The 16,133-nt window shown below is 36.3% G+C and carries 10 protein-coding genes; 1 reads left to right on the top strand and 9 read right to left on the bottom strand.

Features of this window, described 5'->3' with window-relative positions:
* Positions 1 to 40: 40 nt before the first annotated feature.
* The 5 genes from PXC01_RS04395 to PXC01_RS04415 all read right to left on the bottom strand — a co-directional run bounded on the left by PXC01_RS04395 (position 41) and on the right by PXC01_RS04415 (position 7,666).
* On the bottom strand, positions 41 to 802 hold the full coding sequence (locus tag PXC01_RS04395; protein ID WP_276471147.1) for an SDR family NAD(P)-dependent oxidoreductase: 762 nt from the start codon (positions 800 to 802) through the stop codon (positions 41 to 43).
* Between the two features lie 34 nt (positions 803 to 836).
* The gene (locus tag PXC01_RS04400; protein WP_276471148.1) at positions 837 to 2,138 is read right to left on the bottom strand and encodes an MFS transporter; all 1,302 of its coding nucleotides are present in this window, start codon (positions 2,136 to 2,138) and stop codon (positions 837 to 839) included.
* Between the two features lie 114 nt (positions 2,139 to 2,252).
* Positions 2,253 to 2,954: a FadR/GntR family transcriptional regulator gene (locus PXC01_RS04405; RefSeq protein WP_276471149.1), complete on the bottom strand. Its 702-nt coding sequence runs from the start codon at positions 2,952 to 2,954 to the stop codon at positions 2,253 to 2,255.
* 198 nt (positions 2,955 to 3,152) lie between these two features.
* Complete coding sequence (locus tag PXC01_RS04410; protein ID WP_276471150.1) at positions 3,153 to 4,475, bottom strand: RagB/SusD family nutrient uptake outer membrane protein; 1,323 nt, start codon at positions 4,473 to 4,475, stop codon at positions 3,153 to 3,155.
* An 11-nt stretch (positions 4,476 to 4,486) separates the two neighbouring features.
* Positions 4,487 to 7,666: a SusC/RagA family TonB-linked outer membrane protein gene (locus PXC01_RS04415; RefSeq protein WP_276471151.1), complete on the bottom strand. Its 3,180-nt coding sequence runs from the start codon at positions 7,664 to 7,666 to the stop codon at positions 4,487 to 4,489.
* Positions 7,667 to 8,296: 630 nt separating this feature from the next.
* On the opposite strand from PXC01_RS04415, the gene PXC01_RS04420 reads away from it, so the two are divergent.
* Positions 8,297 to 9,397 carry a type I phosphomannose isomerase catalytic subunit gene (locus PXC01_RS04420; RefSeq protein ID WP_276471152.1) on the top strand — a complete coding sequence of 367 codons (1,101 nt, stop codon included), beginning with the start codon at positions 8,297 to 8,299 and terminating at the stop codon, positions 9,395 to 9,397.
* Between the two features lie 103 nt (positions 9,398 to 9,500).
* On the opposite strand, the gene PXC01_RS04425 is transcribed toward PXC01_RS04420, so the two are convergent.
* From PXC01_RS04425 to PXC01_RS04440, 4 genes are all read right to left on the bottom strand, one after another.
* Positions 9,501 to 10,751: an Nramp family divalent metal transporter gene (locus PXC01_RS04425; RefSeq protein ID WP_276471153.1), complete on the bottom strand. Its 1,251-nt coding sequence runs from the start codon at positions 10,749 to 10,751 to the stop codon at positions 9,501 to 9,503.
* A 183-nt stretch (positions 10,752 to 10,934) separates the two neighbouring features.
* Positions 10,935 to 11,309 carry a cupin domain-containing protein gene (locus tag PXC01_RS04430; protein WP_276471154.1) on the bottom strand — a complete coding sequence of 125 codons (375 nt, stop codon included), beginning with the start codon at positions 11,307 to 11,309 and terminating at the stop codon, positions 10,935 to 10,937.
* Positions 11,310 to 11,328: 19 nt separating this feature from the next.
* Positions 11,329 to 13,557, bottom strand: a complete 2,229-nt coding sequence (locus tag PXC01_RS04435; RefSeq protein WP_276471155.1) for an alginate lyase family protein — start codon at positions 13,555 to 13,557, stop codon at positions 11,329 to 11,331.
* A 5-nt stretch (positions 13,558 to 13,562) separates the two neighbouring features.
* Positions 13,563 to 15,899: a chondroitinase-B domain-containing protein gene (locus PXC01_RS04440; RefSeq protein WP_276471156.1), complete on the bottom strand. Its 2,337-nt coding sequence runs from the start codon at positions 15,897 to 15,899 to the stop codon at positions 13,563 to 13,565.
* Positions 15,900 to 16,133: the final 234 nt, after the last annotated feature.

Consider the following 16,133-nt stretch of genomic DNA (forward strand, 5'->3'; position numbering starts at 1 on the left):
GTAAAGTTACGATAACGCTTTTTTTCAAATATAAATGTTTTTAGATACCTAAAGCTTGACCACCACCGATCTGTACAGTTTCAGCAGTAATAAAAGCAGCATCTTTGCTAGCTAAGAAAGAAACAACACCGGCAACATCTTCTGGTTGACCCAATCTACCTAACATAATGTTATTTGCCCAAGAAGCAAAAACTTCTGGTTTTGTAGCTTTGATCTGAGCATGGAAAGGAGTGTCAATAGTACCAGGAGATACTGCATTTGCTCTAATACCATATTCAGCTAGATCTTTTGCCAAAGCTCTTGTCAAAGCATGAACTCCTGCTTTAGAAGTACCGTAGATACCAGCACCTGGTCCACCAGCTGTCCAACCTGCATTAGAGGTATAGTTGATGATAGATGGATGATCACCTTTTTTAAGGTAAGGTATTGCAGCTCTAGAGGCAAAGAAAGCTGAATCTAAGTTCAAGGCCATAACACCTCTATAGAATTCAGTAGTCATCTCTTCAAAACGGGATCTACCGCCTAGACCACCTGCGTTATTGATAAGTGTATCTATTTTACCGTATTTTTCACCGATTGCTTTAATGTTCTTGGTTACCGCTTCTTCATTGGTAACATCAAATCCTAAGTACTCGGCAGTAATACCTTCTGCAGTAAGTTCTTTAATTCTTTCGGCACCAGCTTCGTCATCTATTCCATTTAAGATAACGGTGTAACCATCTTGTCCTAATCTTTTAGCAACTGCAAATCCGATTCCTCCAGTTGCTCCTGTAATTACTGCTACTTTTCCTTCTGTACTCATGTTATAATTTATTTTAATCTATTCTTAATTCAGTTTATTTATTTTCATTTAACGGTTCAATTTTACCGCATAACAACCATATACTGGCCAAGGCAATAATAGCCATAGTTGCGCCTATTACAAATGCAGGAGTATAATTGCCCCCGGAAGTTAACCATGGCACTAAGTAAATTAATGCAGCAGCAGTCAACTTTGCTGCCATACCTGCAATACCCGATAAAGTTCCAATTGTTTTGCCTCCAAAGAAATCACTAGGTAAGGTTTGAACATTACCTATTGCAGTTTGGAAGCCAAATAGGATAAGGGCCATAATCAATACGGCTGTAGTTGGTCCGCCCGGATTGGCCATTGCAAGCAAACTTGGCAACATTATCAAACAACCAATTGTAATAATAATTTTTCTGGTTTTATCTACCGTCCATCCCGCTTTTAATCTATTTTGGGCAAATAACCCGCCAAACCAAGCACCTAGCATGGCACCTACATAAGGTACCCAACCATATATACCTATTGTTTTAACGTCCATGCCATACACCTCGTTCAGGTAGATCGGAATCCATACTACGAACAACCACCATATGGGATCAATGGTAGCAGAAGCTATAATAACGCCCCAACTTTGCTTATGTGACAAAAGTTTTTTGGTATCGGGATTATATCCATCATCAGGTGTACCGTCATTATCTATATCTTGATTTTGTTGCCCGGTCAAGATATAGTTACGTTCTTCATCTGAAATCCAAGGATGTTTTTTTGGTGGAGCTTTTACTAAGATCATCCACGGTATCAACCATAACAACCCAAGGGCACCTACTATTATAAATATCATTTGCCAGCTAAAATATACGGTCATAGTTGCAATTGCCGGTATAGCGACTATACCGCCAATAGCGGCTCCGGAATTAAAGAGGCCTTGGGCAAAAGCCCTTTCTTGAGTAGGAAACCACTCTCCATTTGCTTTAGCGGCACCCGGCCAGTTGCCGGCTTCGGCAATACCTAGAATAGTTCTGAAAATACCAAAACTTAATACCCCTCTCGCCAAGGCATGAAGTGCTGTTGCTATGGACCAAATACCAATTGAAATGGCAAAACCTATTCGAGTGCCCAACCAGTCTAATATTTTACCAAAAATGGCTTGCCCAAAGGCATATGCGAACATAAAAATTACGGAAATAGTGGCAAATACCTCTTTACGTTCATCATTAGTTTTGTCAGGAAATAAGTCTTCTGCTATATCTGGCCAAAGAACTCCAATAGACTGCCGATCAATGTAATTTATAATTGTGGCTATTGCTATCAAGGTTATAACCCACCATCTTAATCCTTTAATTTTCATAATTCTGTTCTTTTTGGTCTTGTTTCTTGATGAGAATAATCGATCAATTAATTAAGTTATAAATAGATCTTTATTTTCATTTGGTCGGTTACGCTATATGCTAATCTTAAATTCTTATAAATTGTAACAATACTTATAAAGCTCGCCAAAATGAATTTTCATCATTTCTTTGGCTTCTTGGGTATTTTGATTTTTGATGGCATTAAAAATATCTTGATGCTCTTTTATTCGTTTAATACCCTGATTCTTATCACAAACATGATATTTCTCAAAGTTGTTGATGATTTCTGGGGTTATGATCAACATCATTCTATTAATGGTACTATTTCTACAAGCCTGAGCAATTGCTAAATGAAAAAGTAAATCTTCTTGAACGGCATCTTCATTGTTCAGGACTTTTTCTTTGTAAGACTCTAATGCCGACTCTATCTTTTCCAGATCGTCCTTTGTTCTTCGTTTTGCTGCAAGTCTTACTGTTTTAAGCTCTAGTAAAATTCTTGTTTCAACCAATGACTTAAAATCTGGATCTTCCAATGCAAGAATGTCGTTTATCATACCGTTCATAGCAACCAAGCCAATATCTGCTACAAAGGTTCCGCTTTGTGGTTTAGATTTTAATATGCCGTAAAATTCAAGTTTCTGAATAGTTTCCCGCACATTTCCCCTACTAACTTCAAAGCGTTCAGACAACATACGTTCTGAAGGTAATTTATCGCCAGGTTCAAGATTTTTATTGTTTATTAAATCTCTAATCTTAGCAATGATTTCATTGTGAAGTTGCTGATGGTCGTTTTTTGTTAGTATCTCTAGCTTCATAACTCACATTTTATTTAAATGAAAAAATTGGTTAACCAGATTGGTTTGTCAAATTTATAAAAATATATGTGTTATCAAATTTTTAATGAGTTGAATATTAAAAACTTCATTAATATTTTAAAGAAAGATGGACTGGCTCTCTCAAAAAAGCCAGCCATCTTAAAAAACTAACTCAAACAACTTTCTTTTATATTTTTTTTAGTACCCTGGGTTTTGGGTAATTACACCATTTGATGCAAGAATCTCGGTAAATGGTATTGGAAATATATTATAGTCGACACTGATTGTTTGTCCCATTTCTTGGTCAACGGTACCCGTTCTTACCAAATCAAACCATCTGTGTCCTTCAAAAGCTAACTCTAATCTTCTCTCATCCTGTATGGCTTGAGCAACATCAGTAATAACTGTAGGGTCCAAAGGTTTTAAATTTGCTCTTGTTCTAATACCATCTAATTGACCAAGTGCTTCTGCTGCAGTAGCTCCATTTTTATCTAATGCCTCAGCGTATAATAAGATTACATCTGATAATCTAAATTCTACAAAATCTTGTTCATCACGAAGTGGGTATTTTGTGCTTCTAAGACCAACGGAATCAATAGTCATTGATCTTCTTATATCTCCACCGGCTAGAGTGTCATTAGCTACTGCGTCGAAAGCGGCAACTAAATCAGGATCGACCGGTAAATCGGCTTTAGGGTCGCCACCTTCAAACCATCCCGTAAATTCTGTTGAGCTGTACGCATCTGGTATAGAAGCTGACATAGGTATAGAATAGATAATCTCTGAACTACCGTCTGCAATGGCAGAAAAAGTATCTGCCTCCAACACAAGACCGGCAGCGGTGGAAGTACTTATTGCATCTGCTAAATAAGTTTCTGCATTTTGATAATCATTTAAATAGGTGTATACCTTACCCAATAAAGCTTCTGCTGCTGCTTTTGAAGCTCTTCCATAAACTATATCAGTACCTAAACCGTCAATAGCATCTGTCAAGTCTGGTATAATTACATTGTTGTAAATGTCTTCTGCAGGTTGTCTAACTAGAATAGAGCTATCAGAAGTATTTGGACTCGGGTCTAAGTTTAAGGTTACATCTCCAAAAACGGTAACAAGCTTAAAATATGCCATTGCTCTTAAAAATTTTGCTTCGGCAATATCATTCGCATCAGTTGAATTTTCTATGATGTTGTTTACACTTAAAATTGATTTGTAAAGGTTGGCATAAAATGGACGGAAAAATTGTTCCACTAAATCTCCTCTTCCTAAATCAGTATCGAATCTGTCAAATGCTGGATATGGTTCTTCATCAAATAACGCATTGTCCGCTCTAAAGTCGCCCATAACGGCTAAAGGGGTTGCTGCCGGTTGTTGGTAATAATAAGCTGCATTTAAGACTTCCTCAAAATTGGTCAATGAGCCAGCATCTGGAATGTTATCTGGTGTTTGGTCTAGGTCATTATTACATGCCGTAACAAGTAATACTGAACTGAATAACGCAAATATTCTATTTATTTTTTTCATTTTTTTCTTAATTAAAAATTAATATTTAATCCAAGAGTGAAGCTTCTTACGATAGGGCTTGCACCTTGTTGAAAACCGTAAGTTGTTGGTCCTGCATATCCACCACCACTTGTTAACACCCCTTCAGGGTTATAAGAAGTGTAATCGTCTCCAAAAACGTACAATAGATTGGTTGCAGCCGTATACACCCTTAATGAGCTTAGTCCAATTTTTTCAGAAACATCTCTATCTAATGTATATCCTAAAGTTAAGTTTCTTAAGGCTAGGTAACCAGCATCTTGGACATGTGCGCCGTGCGCGTTTCTTGATTCTTCATAGAATAGACCACTAGCATCAGCAATGCCGTCTCCGTTGGCATCAAAACTATCACTAACTCTACCACCAAATTCAGACTGCCAGTAAATAGGATCAATATTATATACGGAAGCACCTTGTGAACCTTGAAATTGTAATGATAAATCAAAATTCTTATAATTCATGTTGGTGTTCAGTCCCCAATAATAATCAGGTGTATTTTTTCCGAGTTTAACATAGTCGCCATCTTCGGTAATCTCTCCGTCACCATTTTGGTCTACTACATAGTATTCTGAAGAAGAAATTCCAATTGCGCGAGAAGGGTCAGCTATAAACTCTGTCTCTACAGCTCCTGTAACTTCGTAGCCCCACATTTCAGCGATTTCACCACCAACATAGTTTCTGAATAATGGTCCTCTTCCGCTAGGTCCACAACAAACTTGAGATAATTCTTCAACACTACCCAAGCTTAAAATTTCGGTATCTACAGTAGATAAGTTTGCTGAAACATTCCAAGAAAAATCTTCTGATTGTACCAAACGTGCAGATAGTTCTAGTTCTAAACCTGAACTTCTCACGTCTCCACGATTAAGAATTACAGAAGAGACACCAAAAACTTCAGAGACACTCTGGTTTAACAACATATTTGTAATATCTGAGGTATAGTAATCAACGCTCAATTTAAATCTGTTGTTGCTAAATCCTAAATCAATACCATAGTTTGTTTCGGTATTTGATTGCCACGTTAAATCTGGATTGGCAATATTGTCAGGAATTAAGAATCCTGTACCAAACGCTGTTTGCCCTGGATTTAATAAACTTAATGCGTCATAAGAACCTAAGAAAGAAGCTGTTCCTAAAGAACCTCTACTTATTCTTGGTTTAAAAGTACTTACTGTTTCAGATAGTGGTTCCCAAAAAGATTCGTTATGTACATTCCATCCTAGTGAAAAAGCAGGGAAGACCTCGTATCTTTCATTTGCTCCAAAACGTGAATCTCCATCTCTTCTTACTGATGCCGAAACTAAATACTTGTCATCAAATGCGTATTGAATTCTACCAAACACACTTCTTCTTGTTCTGGTCTCATCTCTTTCTGTTGTAATTATATCACTAGCTTCCAATCTATTGAAATTCAAGAAATCTGTAATAGGCACGTTTGTTCCTCTTAAAGAAGTACCTTTTAAAAAGGTGTTTTGAAATTCAAAACCGGCAACCGCAGAAATATCGTGTTTTCCTATTGTTTTGACATAACTTAATGTGGTTTCGCTCAAATAAGAATACTGCTTAAGATCAGTTTGGTCTAAATCACTTTGGTCTGTTCTTTCTCTTGCATCCGCTAATACTCCTTGGTAGTAATAATCTTGTGTATCATTTAAATCAGCACCCAATACAGTTTTAAGCGTTAATCCTTCTGCTAGTTCGTACTGTAGGTAAGTGTTTGCATTGAAATAGAACGTTCTAGTTGTTAACTCTGCATTATTTAATTTAACTGCTGGTCCGGCATCTCCAGAACCACCAATACCATTACCATTTCTTCCATAATGCCATTCTTGGTAGGCATCTCCTACCTGTAAATCGTATATGCTATTACCTAAACCTCCTCTGTAACCTGAGTCAAAGGTAGGCTCAAGAGCGCTAATGCCGGTAGAATTGAAAAGTGCCTGTCTTTGTTGGTCTAATTGTTGAACAAATGCAATAGATTCTGTTGTATGATATGTAGGCGCAACGCTATAGGCTCTTAAAAGGTCTCTTTGGTCATGAGGTAATTGGCTTCTGTTGGAAGTGAAACCATTGAAACTACCTCCTGCTTTTAGATTTTTACCAATCTTAGCATCAATGTTTAATCTACCGTTTATTCTTTCAAAGGATTGTTTTAGTGCAACACCTTCAGTGTCTTGGTAACCTAAAGAAGCAAATACATTAACATTCTCAGAGCCTCCGGTAATACTTACGTCATGACTTTGAGTGTTTCCGGTTCTAAAAAGCCAATCTTCTCTACTTTCAACATCTGGCGAATTTTCGTAAGCACTTAATCTATATTCTAAAAGTTGGGGGTCAATTTCAGAATTATATGTTCCGTCTGCAAGACCTGAGCGTAATTCATTTGCCCATTCTCCAGCTGTCTTCAACATGTCTACACGATCTCTGTATTTACTAGAAAAACTTGTGTATGCATTGTAACTAATACTGGTTTTGCTGTCTCTACCTTTTTTTGTGGTTACTAGTATAACACCATTTGCACCTCTAGAACCGTAAATAGCAGCAGAAGCGGCATCTTTTAAGACTTCTAAACTTTGAATGTCATTTGGATTAATGGTTGCTATACTTCCCGATATAGGAAAACCGTCAACAACAACTAAAGGGTTAGTGTTTCCTGATAATGATGACGCTGCTCTAATTTGAATTTTTGGATCGGCACCTGGTTCACCACTTTGGTTTTGAATTAAAACCCCCGGTAGTTTACCAGCAATTGCATCATCAATACGTGTTGCTTGAACTCCTGCGACATCTGCACCTGTTACTTTTGCCACGGCACCGGTCAAATGAGATTTCTTTTGCGAACCGTAACCAACAACGACAACTTCTTCAAGTTGACTTGCATCCTCTGCTAAAACTACGTTTAACGTTTGCTGTCCGTTAACTTCAACATTTTTTGTTGCATACCCTATAGAGGAAAACACTAAGACATCACCACTGGAAACTTTAATGGAGAAATTTCCATCAAAATCTGTAGAAGTACCAGTAGTTGTATTTTGTATAACAACATTGGCACCTGGTACCGGCATGGTAGTTTCATCGGTAACAGTACCTGTTAAGGTATAGCCGTCTTGTGCGAATAATGATACGTTGAGTAACAATACCATCATTAATACTAATTTCGTTTTTAAATTCATTTGTAATCTTGTTATGTTAATTTAAGTTCGACTTTGCTAAGTCTGATTAAAGCATTAAAACTGAAAAAGATTAATCTTTTCATTTTACATCTGTTCTTTGGTTTCCTTAGTTTTTAATTTGAAAATTTTGAACAGTAAATAGTACACTTTTAGTTTTAGTCCTAAAGATGGATTAAATGATGTTTCGTAAATGTGTTAATCTGATTTTTTTTTCATTGAGTTTGATAAAAGTTAAAGTTCAATTCTAATTTGAGTAAAGTTTAAAATTTTGGTTTTCCAAACTGGTTATCCAATTTGGTTTACCAAATATATGTTATTTATTCGTTAAAAAAAGAGAATTTTTCATTTTAACAACTTTCAAGGCCTCCCAATTTTTCAAATCCGCTTTTAAGCCCTGCAAATATTGAGGATTTGATATTTTGTTAACACATGAGCTGTTTATGAAAAATGACTTTTTATGGGTTATTTTGAGGTGAAATTTGCTTATAATTAGCATATAAATGCCTAGATTTGAACGATTTTCCTCTCTAGAATTCTAAAACTTCAATTTGGTTTTTGATTAAAATCAGTGAATTTGATAAGTAAAGTTTCATTGATTTTCAACATTTTCACATACTATAAAATATCAATATGAACACTGATTTAGAACAATACGCTTATATACCGCTAAAACAATTTTCTAATAGGGTTTGGAGAACATATGAAGGGGGAGCCTTAATAGATAAATGGAAAAAAGATGCTCCAGAAGTTGATGGGAGCATGCCAGAGGAGTGGATAATGTCAACTGTGACGGCTAGGGGTAAGGGTAGACCTGATAATGAAGGTCTGTCTATGGTCCAAACACCTTCTGGAACTTATTCTTTAAAGGAATTGGTAGCGTCTAACAAAGAACTTTATTTGGGTAAAGCTTTGGCTGATAAATTTGGCACTACCGGTGTGCTGATAAAAATGTTGGACTCAAAAGAGCGATTAACCATACAGGTACACCCTGATAAAGACTATGCTAAAACCATGTTAGATTCCGCTTTTGGAAAAACAGAATCTTGGTATGTATTGAACAAACGTGAAATAAATGGCGAAAAGAGTGTCATTTACATGGGGTTTAAAGAAGGAGTGACCCGAGAAAAATGGGAAATCTTATTTAAAAATCAAGATATAGAAGGTATGCTAGACTGCCTTCATAAAATAGAGGTGAACCCTGGTGATGCTTATATGATTTATGGCGGAGTGCCACATGCCATTGGTAGTGGGTGTTTTTTAATGGAAGTACAAGAGCCTACGGATTATACGATGCGTGTAGAAAAAGTGACTCCCGCAGGATTAACAATTTCCGATGAGTTGATACACCAAGGTGTTGGTGAGCAAAATATGCTAGACTGTTTTCATTATAATGGTTGTTCCTATGAAGAGGCATTGAAAAGATGGAAAGTTTCTCCAAAGACCATTGACTCATCTGATAAACATACCCTGAATACAATATTTAATGAAAGCCATACAGATTGCTTTGGTTTAAGTGAATTGGATTTAACTGTAAATGGCGAACATACCTTAAAAGCTAATGGTAGTTTTTTTGTTGCTGTTATTTATTATGGTGAGGGTACGATTATTAGTGGAGGTAAGGAGTATAGTTTTGCCCAGGGAGATGAAATATTTTTTTCGGCAGCAATAGACGAAGTGAAATTTTCGTCTACCATAGCATCTAAAATTTTGCTATGTTACCCTCCTAGTTAAGAAAGTGTTTATCAATTAAGAAGATGTAAAAAGGACTTGCAATAATGAAGTTATTTGTTAGCCCTTTTTTATTGCAATCAAAATTATTCCTATAAATGTAATTCTAAATAAAATCAATAAACCCGTTTAGGGCTACATAAAGCATATAGCAATTGAAAATGAAGGTAGCACCTAGGGCAAGATTCATCCACAAGCTAATTTTATGTTCTTGCATAACCGTTTCTTTATTTAAAAGAATAAGTAAAAACAATGTAATCAATGGCATCACAAACGGACTCAAAGCTTGTGAGGCTATTAGGATCCAAACTGGTTTACCGCCTAGGACAGGAACGATTAGACCGGATAACGCCACTAAAACAACCATAAGTTTATACAGCGGTTTTTTCATGTTACGCTCCGTATTGGTATAATCTGCCACTAGCCATGGGAAAAGAAGTAGGTTAGGGAATATGGAAGATAAACCTGCCCCAATAATACCCAGTGTAAAGAGGGTTAAGGCAAAATCTCCGGCCCAAGGTCCTAAGGCATGCATCATGTCCGTTGCATCATCTACCGGTGCGCCTTTAAAATATAATGTTCCGGTAGCACTGATCATAATGGCAAAACTAATAAAGAATGTCATAATCATAGATGACATGGCATCTTTATTTTCGGTCTTTAAGTCCTTTAAACCCCAATTTTGTTCTTGAACCAAAATACTTCTAGAGGCTAAACATACACCTGCCATTGTGGTACCTACAATACCGGCTATAACTAATCCATTATTATCCCCTTTAGGTAGCTCCGGAAAAAATTCGGTGATAGAGGTACCTGCTTCATTAACGACCATAAAACTGGTTATCATAAAGGCCAGCGCCATAAAACCGACCATTATACTCATTGCTTTTATAAAATTTTCGTGTTTTCCGGTCCAGAAAAGAGCAATAAGCAATGCAATAAAGAAAATGGATACCATAGGACCGTTAAGGAAAGAGATTTCTGTTTTTACCGAAATCCATTCCATAGTAACTTCTGCTACCACACCCATTACACCTATACATGAAGAAACTATAGAGACGAGTAGGGCAGTAATTATAAATATGGTTAATGGTTTGCCAAAAGTTCTTTTAAAATTGAACATTAAGGTGTCTCCAGAAACTATGGTCAATTTACTTATGGAGACAAGAAGAAAATAGGTGAAAAAGCATGATAGTAATAGTGCCCATGACAGGCTAAGACCATATTTGGCACCGGAAACCACCATAGAGGTCACGCTTCCTGTTCCTACAACATAGCCAATAATAAAAAAAGCTGGACCAAAATTTTTAAGGCGTTGTTTTATTTTTCCTAAAAAGGGTAAATTTTTTGTAGCCATTATCTTTTGGTTCAGCTTTGAAATTGATATTCGTTACTTCAATGAAAACGAATTAAAATGGTATACTACATTCGTTAAAATTTTAATGTTGATCCTTTATGGCAATAGTCATAAAAGAGGGGATTTTTTGAAAAACACCAATTAGTTGTGCTGAATGTAGCATTATTTTAAATAAAATCTTAATTATTTCTTGTCACCAAAGTAAGATGGACCTTCACCGGTCAAGAAATCTTCTCTTACTGGGCTGAAAGTGTCAATAAGTTCACCTTCTTCAAGGCAGACTGCACTATGTAGTAAATTTGGTTCTATATAAACACCGTCTCCCGCTTCTACAATTTGCTTTTCGCCGTCAATTTCAAATTCAAATTTTCCTGACACGCAATAAGTTGCCTGTGTATGAAAATGTTGATGTGGAGCCCCTAGTGCACCTTTTTCGAACTTGACCCTTACCATCATGATTTGGTTGTCATAACCTAAGAATTTTCTTGATACTCCGCCACCAAGTACTTCCCATTCCATATCTTTTGTGATCACGTACTTTTCGCTAAATCTCTTCATAATTATTAATTTTCTGTTTTTATTTAAAATAATATGAGCCAGACCACTCATAGTTCTTATCCTTGATTTTTAATGCATGCGTAGCTTCTGTTGAAGCATTGTTGTTTGCAATGATGAAAACCTTTGTAATATCTTTTACGGTGGTTATCATTACGGCCGTGTAATCTTCATTATCTAAAATTACCTTAAGTTCTTTAATATTACTATAGGAATTTACAGCAGATTCCGTCACGGGGCTATAACCACCATGTGTTTCTGTAGTTGATATAAATAAGGTGTTTTGGGTATTTTTTCTACGTATAACGAAACCTGCTTCTCTTCTTAAATTAAAATCAGGATCGTTGGCACCTATCCTAACGAACTTTAGTTCGTCATTTTTTAAGCTTGCCGATGTCAATGTATAGAATTTACCTTGGTCTAACCAGCTCAGTTTTGTGTTCTCGTCTGTTGAAATTCCAGAACCTTCAGACCATAGGTGTTGGTATCCATTAGATGTACCTAAAGGTTCAAGAGTGTTGGGTACTTCGTATTCAAAATTAGTTTTAATGACTTGTCCTATAAAGTAGAAAGGCAAATCATACTGGTTTATACTATCTGAATCTATTTTTAAAATATCCAGCAAAAATGGATTTTCAAAACTGTCATCCTTTATTAATGCCATGGTTCTGTGCATTGCCGTTCCAGGGTAAGCATTGGTTTCTTTGGCGCTTACTATTTGTACCGCAACATTAGAATCATCATAAAGATAGAGTTCGGGGTGGTATTTACTTCCAATATCATATTTGCCTTGATAATGAGATCTCTCGTTTTGTACCAGCGTATTATGGGCAATGGTCTGCTTTGCCCAAGTTTTGTTTTCCTTTAAATAATTTCCGCCGCCTTTTTGTTCAATATTTACAAAACGGGCCAATCCGTAATCCTGTAATACTTCATTTCCGGTATTGTAGAAGGAATAGGATAATTTGTCATAATGACCATGACTGGATCCCTGCGAGGCATATTTAAATACAAGTTCCGTATTCTTGCTGCGTAAAATACCTACACCACCTTGTTTACCTTCCGGACCGTCGGATAAATTGATTGATTTTTTATCGAATGGTATAGCCTTTCCATTTTTAACGCCTAGGGCTACCGCCAAACCGGAATCATCTAACAAAACTTTATTTTGTTTGGCCGCTATACTTAGTAGTCCCGGGTCTTGTGATCCGTAATAATAAGAAATATCAACAGCTGACACCAATGCGTCTGTGTAATAGGACATTCCTTTTTGGCCATCGTTAAGGGGAAAGAAATCACCATCTGCATTAGATAAATTTAACAGTGCATTTATAGATTTTAATAAAACGCCATCTTTATATTCAAAAATATTAAGCTCGGGTTTTACATTGTGCAGACCTTCTGAAAATATTAAGAACGGATACATGGCGTAACGTTGATAATATGGACCCTCATTATAATATCCTTCCGGAGAAAAAGGTTCTTCTATATTAGCTAGAAATCCAGCTTTTCCCTCTTTATTTATAAATCCTCCGTCATCATCTTTTGCAGATTTATCCATGTCCAATCCCGGAATTCCGTAAAGCGCTCGGTCAATTAATTCCTTATCGTTCATTACAAGCCCGATCATACCAACAGCTGCGTTTCCCCAGGTACTATGATTGTGCACTCTTTGATAAAACTGCGGACTATCTACTGAAATATGGTCTGCAAAAGGTCTAAAGAGGTTATTTTCCAATTTTTTTCTTTCTGCCTTGCTCAGGTAGTCATAAATACAATCATACGCTTGGCTAACATAAACTAACCAGTTAGAATCATTTAGACATTGCCAAAACAATTTGCCACGTGCATATGATCTTGTTTTGGGATGTAAGGGTAATGTTTTATACATTTCCTCATATTGCAAGAGCATGTCTTTTACGTATTTGGCATATTTCTCATCTTCTAAAATTTGATAGAGAACGCCGGCTTGATGCATGGCAAACATATTTTGCTTGTGCCTAACATGGGTGTAACCACCAGAATAATCTTTGGGTATAGGTGTATCTATGCCTAAAGCAATTTCCGCATCTATTTCTTCTTTTACTTTTTTAAGAGATGCATCGAACAAGGGAACGTTTCCCAGTTCTGCTCTAATTTTAGAAACACCGTCCTTAGTAAGTATAAGACTGGGGTGTTCTTGTGCAACTGTACTAAATGTTATTAAAACAGTACAGATAAAAGCTTTTAAGGTATTTAAGTATTTGGTCATGTATATTATCTGTTTTTAAGTAGCCCTAGATCTTTGCCGTCAGTACCTTTTCCTTTAAGCGGAGAATCTGTACTCAATGAATAATCGTCTTCTTTGGAAAATTCAGGTTCAAGCTCCCATTGGTTTTCAACAAGATATTTTTGGTCACCGGTAACCATTAATTTTTCAGAATTACTAAGGGCATTGTTCAAAATTTTTACAATAGGCTCACCAACGACCAAGTGCATGTTAATGGCCTTGCTATCTTTGAAAATATTGTTTTTAATTTCAGTCTCTTGAACGCCATATAAAGAAACAGTTGCATCATATTTATTTTTGGAGCCATAGCCAACATGGTCAAATACGTTATGCTCCATCTCTAAAAACGGACCAAAAGTACTTTCGTCCTTACCGCCCCTATATAATCTTAACGCGGCACCTTGTAGATCATTAATACTATTATTTTTCATAATAAAGTACTCTACATTATAAGCGCCAATATCATCGGTTTCTTTATCTAATGCCGCTATACTACCGGAAATGTTTTTGAATTTTGAATTTTGGATACTAATAGTATCTGCAAAGGTACCTTTGGAAACACGAAGTACGTCAAAAGAGTGGTTGACGACCATATCTTTGAATTCACAGTTGTCTATGAACAACTTATAATTTTCGATCATAGATTTTTTACTGGTACTAATAACCGAGTTACCGGCATAGTCAGGAGATTTGGTGCCATCAAAAGCGATGTTTTCTAGAGAAAGACTACCGCCGTTTTCAATCTCAAAAGCCATCATTCTTTCAAACAAGATGGTAGCCTTTTCCTTTCCAAGTGTTTTAAAGGTAAGCGGGTGGTTAATTTTAACGGCTTTGGTCAACAAGTAGGTGCCGCCATTTTCTAGAACAATGATATCACCGGCTTTTGTTTCTTTTACTTTATCATACAAAGTGTTGATGCCGGCGGCTACATTTATAATTTTACCAGAGTTTAGTGCAACAGTATTATCCGCTTTTGAATACCATGATACTCCGGTATTTTCCTTTGTTGCAATTTTTGGACTAATGGATACTTTTGATTTTATTTTATTTGAAGTAGGAATAGGAAATCCATTTTTGTCATTTACCAATGTAATTTTGGCATTCTTAAATCCTTCTTCGATCGTAGTTTCAGAATTTTCTCCAAGAATGTTATTCTTAAAGGTAATGCCGCTAATGTCATCGTCAATCGTAAAAACATCTTTTTTGGTGTCATTATAAATGATATTTCCAGAAAACTCGGAAGTACGTGGTGCCTGACTTCTTTCTGCATCGCTACCGGCTCCAAAAAGTATATTGTCACAGTTAACAAAAGTGTTGTTGTTTACTTTAGAATCTATAACCGGTACATATCTGTTAGGGGGTGAGTTAGGTACACCGTTCATCATAACAAAAGCACCTCTAAAGCGATATCCTGTTAGCCCAATATGGTAGTTGTTGATGACAGTCTGTGTTTCATTGATTACACGAATGCCACCAGTACTTGGTTTGTTATTGCCAATAAATACGTTGCCGTCAACCAAGGTCTCGTTTCCATGGCGCATGGTCAATGTACCTGTACATTCAAAAAAGGTATTGTATTTGAAAGTGTTGTTGCAAGATTTGTTTGAGATAATTTCATGTTCGCCGTTGGTTCTGTCAAAATAATTGGATTCAACTACAGTGTTCGATTTTTCTAAAGCGTGGTGGCTCGTGCCAATTCTTAAGGTTTCTCCGCCATTGTTTCCATAGGTAGGGCGAGGTCCAAAATAATTATGATCTATTTGATGGTTGTTGGCCCTACTGTCTTCAGTATCCAAACCAACGATCATGGTTACTCCTAGGTTCTTTTTCCCTGCAATATGATTATGATCAATTCTATTATTCTTTCCGTAGATAATAATCCAATAATCTTGTACTTGTCTTTCGGGATTGTTAAAATTGTCTATTACACATTCGGTAAGGCGAGAATTATTTGCCATTTGTTCCCTGCTTTTTCTAAAAGAGATAACAGCATTAGTAGGGGTATGGCCGTTTTTAAAAACAAGGCCTTTAACCACTAAGTGATCACCGGCAATTCTAAGGTTTGAAGCTCCGGAAAGAATCACTTTTCCTTTTTCTTCCGCTATGAGGGTTATAGGGTTTTCTTTAGTGCCGTTGGCTTCAAACAAAAGTTCGGAATCCATCCAGACACCATTGGCAAGAACGATGCTGTCACCAGGTTGTACTTTTTTAAGAATAGCTGTAAACTCTGCTACGTTCTTTACGGTATATACTTGTTTTGGTGTGGTAAAGGAATATGCCAGGCATATAAGAACAACTAAAAATAGAAGGCGAGATAGTTTCATAAATCAAAATTGGTTTACCAAATTGGTTTACCAAAAATAAGGATATTTGTAAGACTGGCAAGTATTTAACATAAAAAGGGTGGTTTAAATTACGAATCAATAATGATTTACTTCAAAATTCATCAATTCAATAATTTGTAAACAACCAATTTTATAAAGAATAGAAGTCTGTTTATTAGTGAAAATATATTCCCTCTAGTTGAACGGACTTCTATTGTTGGTTAAATATAATTA

The sequence above is a fragment of the Maribacter huludaoensis genome (assembly GCF_029350945.1).
Taxonomy (GTDB): domain Bacteria; phylum Bacteroidota; class Bacteroidia; order Flavobacteriales; family Flavobacteriaceae; genus Maribacter; species Maribacter huludaoensis.

What these genes read in the sequence shown, in the direction of transcription:
- PXC01_RS04420 (WP_276471152.1), top strand. Translation starts at nt 8,297, where the DNA reads ATGAACACTGATTTAGAACAATACGCTTATATACCGCTAAAACAATTT.
- PXC01_RS04435 (WP_276471155.1), bottom strand. Translation starts at nt 13,557, where the DNA reads ATGACCAAATACTTAAATACCTTAAAAGCTTTTATCTGTACTGTTTTA.
- PXC01_RS04430 (WP_276471154.1), bottom strand. Translation starts at nt 11,309, where the DNA reads ATGAAGAGATTTAGCGAAAAGTACGTGATCACAAAAGATATGGAATGG.
- PXC01_RS04400 (WP_276471148.1), bottom strand. Translation starts at nt 2,138, where the DNA reads ATGAAAATTAAAGGATTAAGATGGTGGGTTATAACCTTGATAGCAATA.
- PXC01_RS04425 (WP_276471153.1), bottom strand. Translation starts at nt 10,751, where the DNA reads ATGGCTACAAAAAATTTACCCTTTTTAGGAAAAATAAAACAACGCCTT.
- PXC01_RS04395 (WP_276471147.1), bottom strand. Translation starts at nt 802, where the DNA reads ATGAGTACAGAAGGAAAAGTAGCAGTAATTACAGGAGCAACTGGAGGA.
- PXC01_RS04440 (WP_276471156.1), bottom strand. Translation starts at nt 15,899, where the DNA reads ATGAAACTATCTCGCCTTCTATTTTTAGTTGTTCTTATATGCCTGGCA.
- PXC01_RS04410 (WP_276471150.1), bottom strand. Translation starts at nt 4,475, where the DNA reads ATGAAAAAAATAAATAGAATATTTGCGTTATTCAGTTCAGTATTACTT.
- PXC01_RS04415 (WP_276471151.1), bottom strand. Translation starts at nt 7,666, where the DNA reads ATGAATTTAAAAACGAAATTAGTATTAATGATGGTATTGTTACTCAAC.
- PXC01_RS04405 (WP_276471149.1), bottom strand. Translation starts at nt 2,954, where the DNA reads ATGAAGCTAGAGATACTAACAAAAAACGACCATCAGCAACTTCACAAT.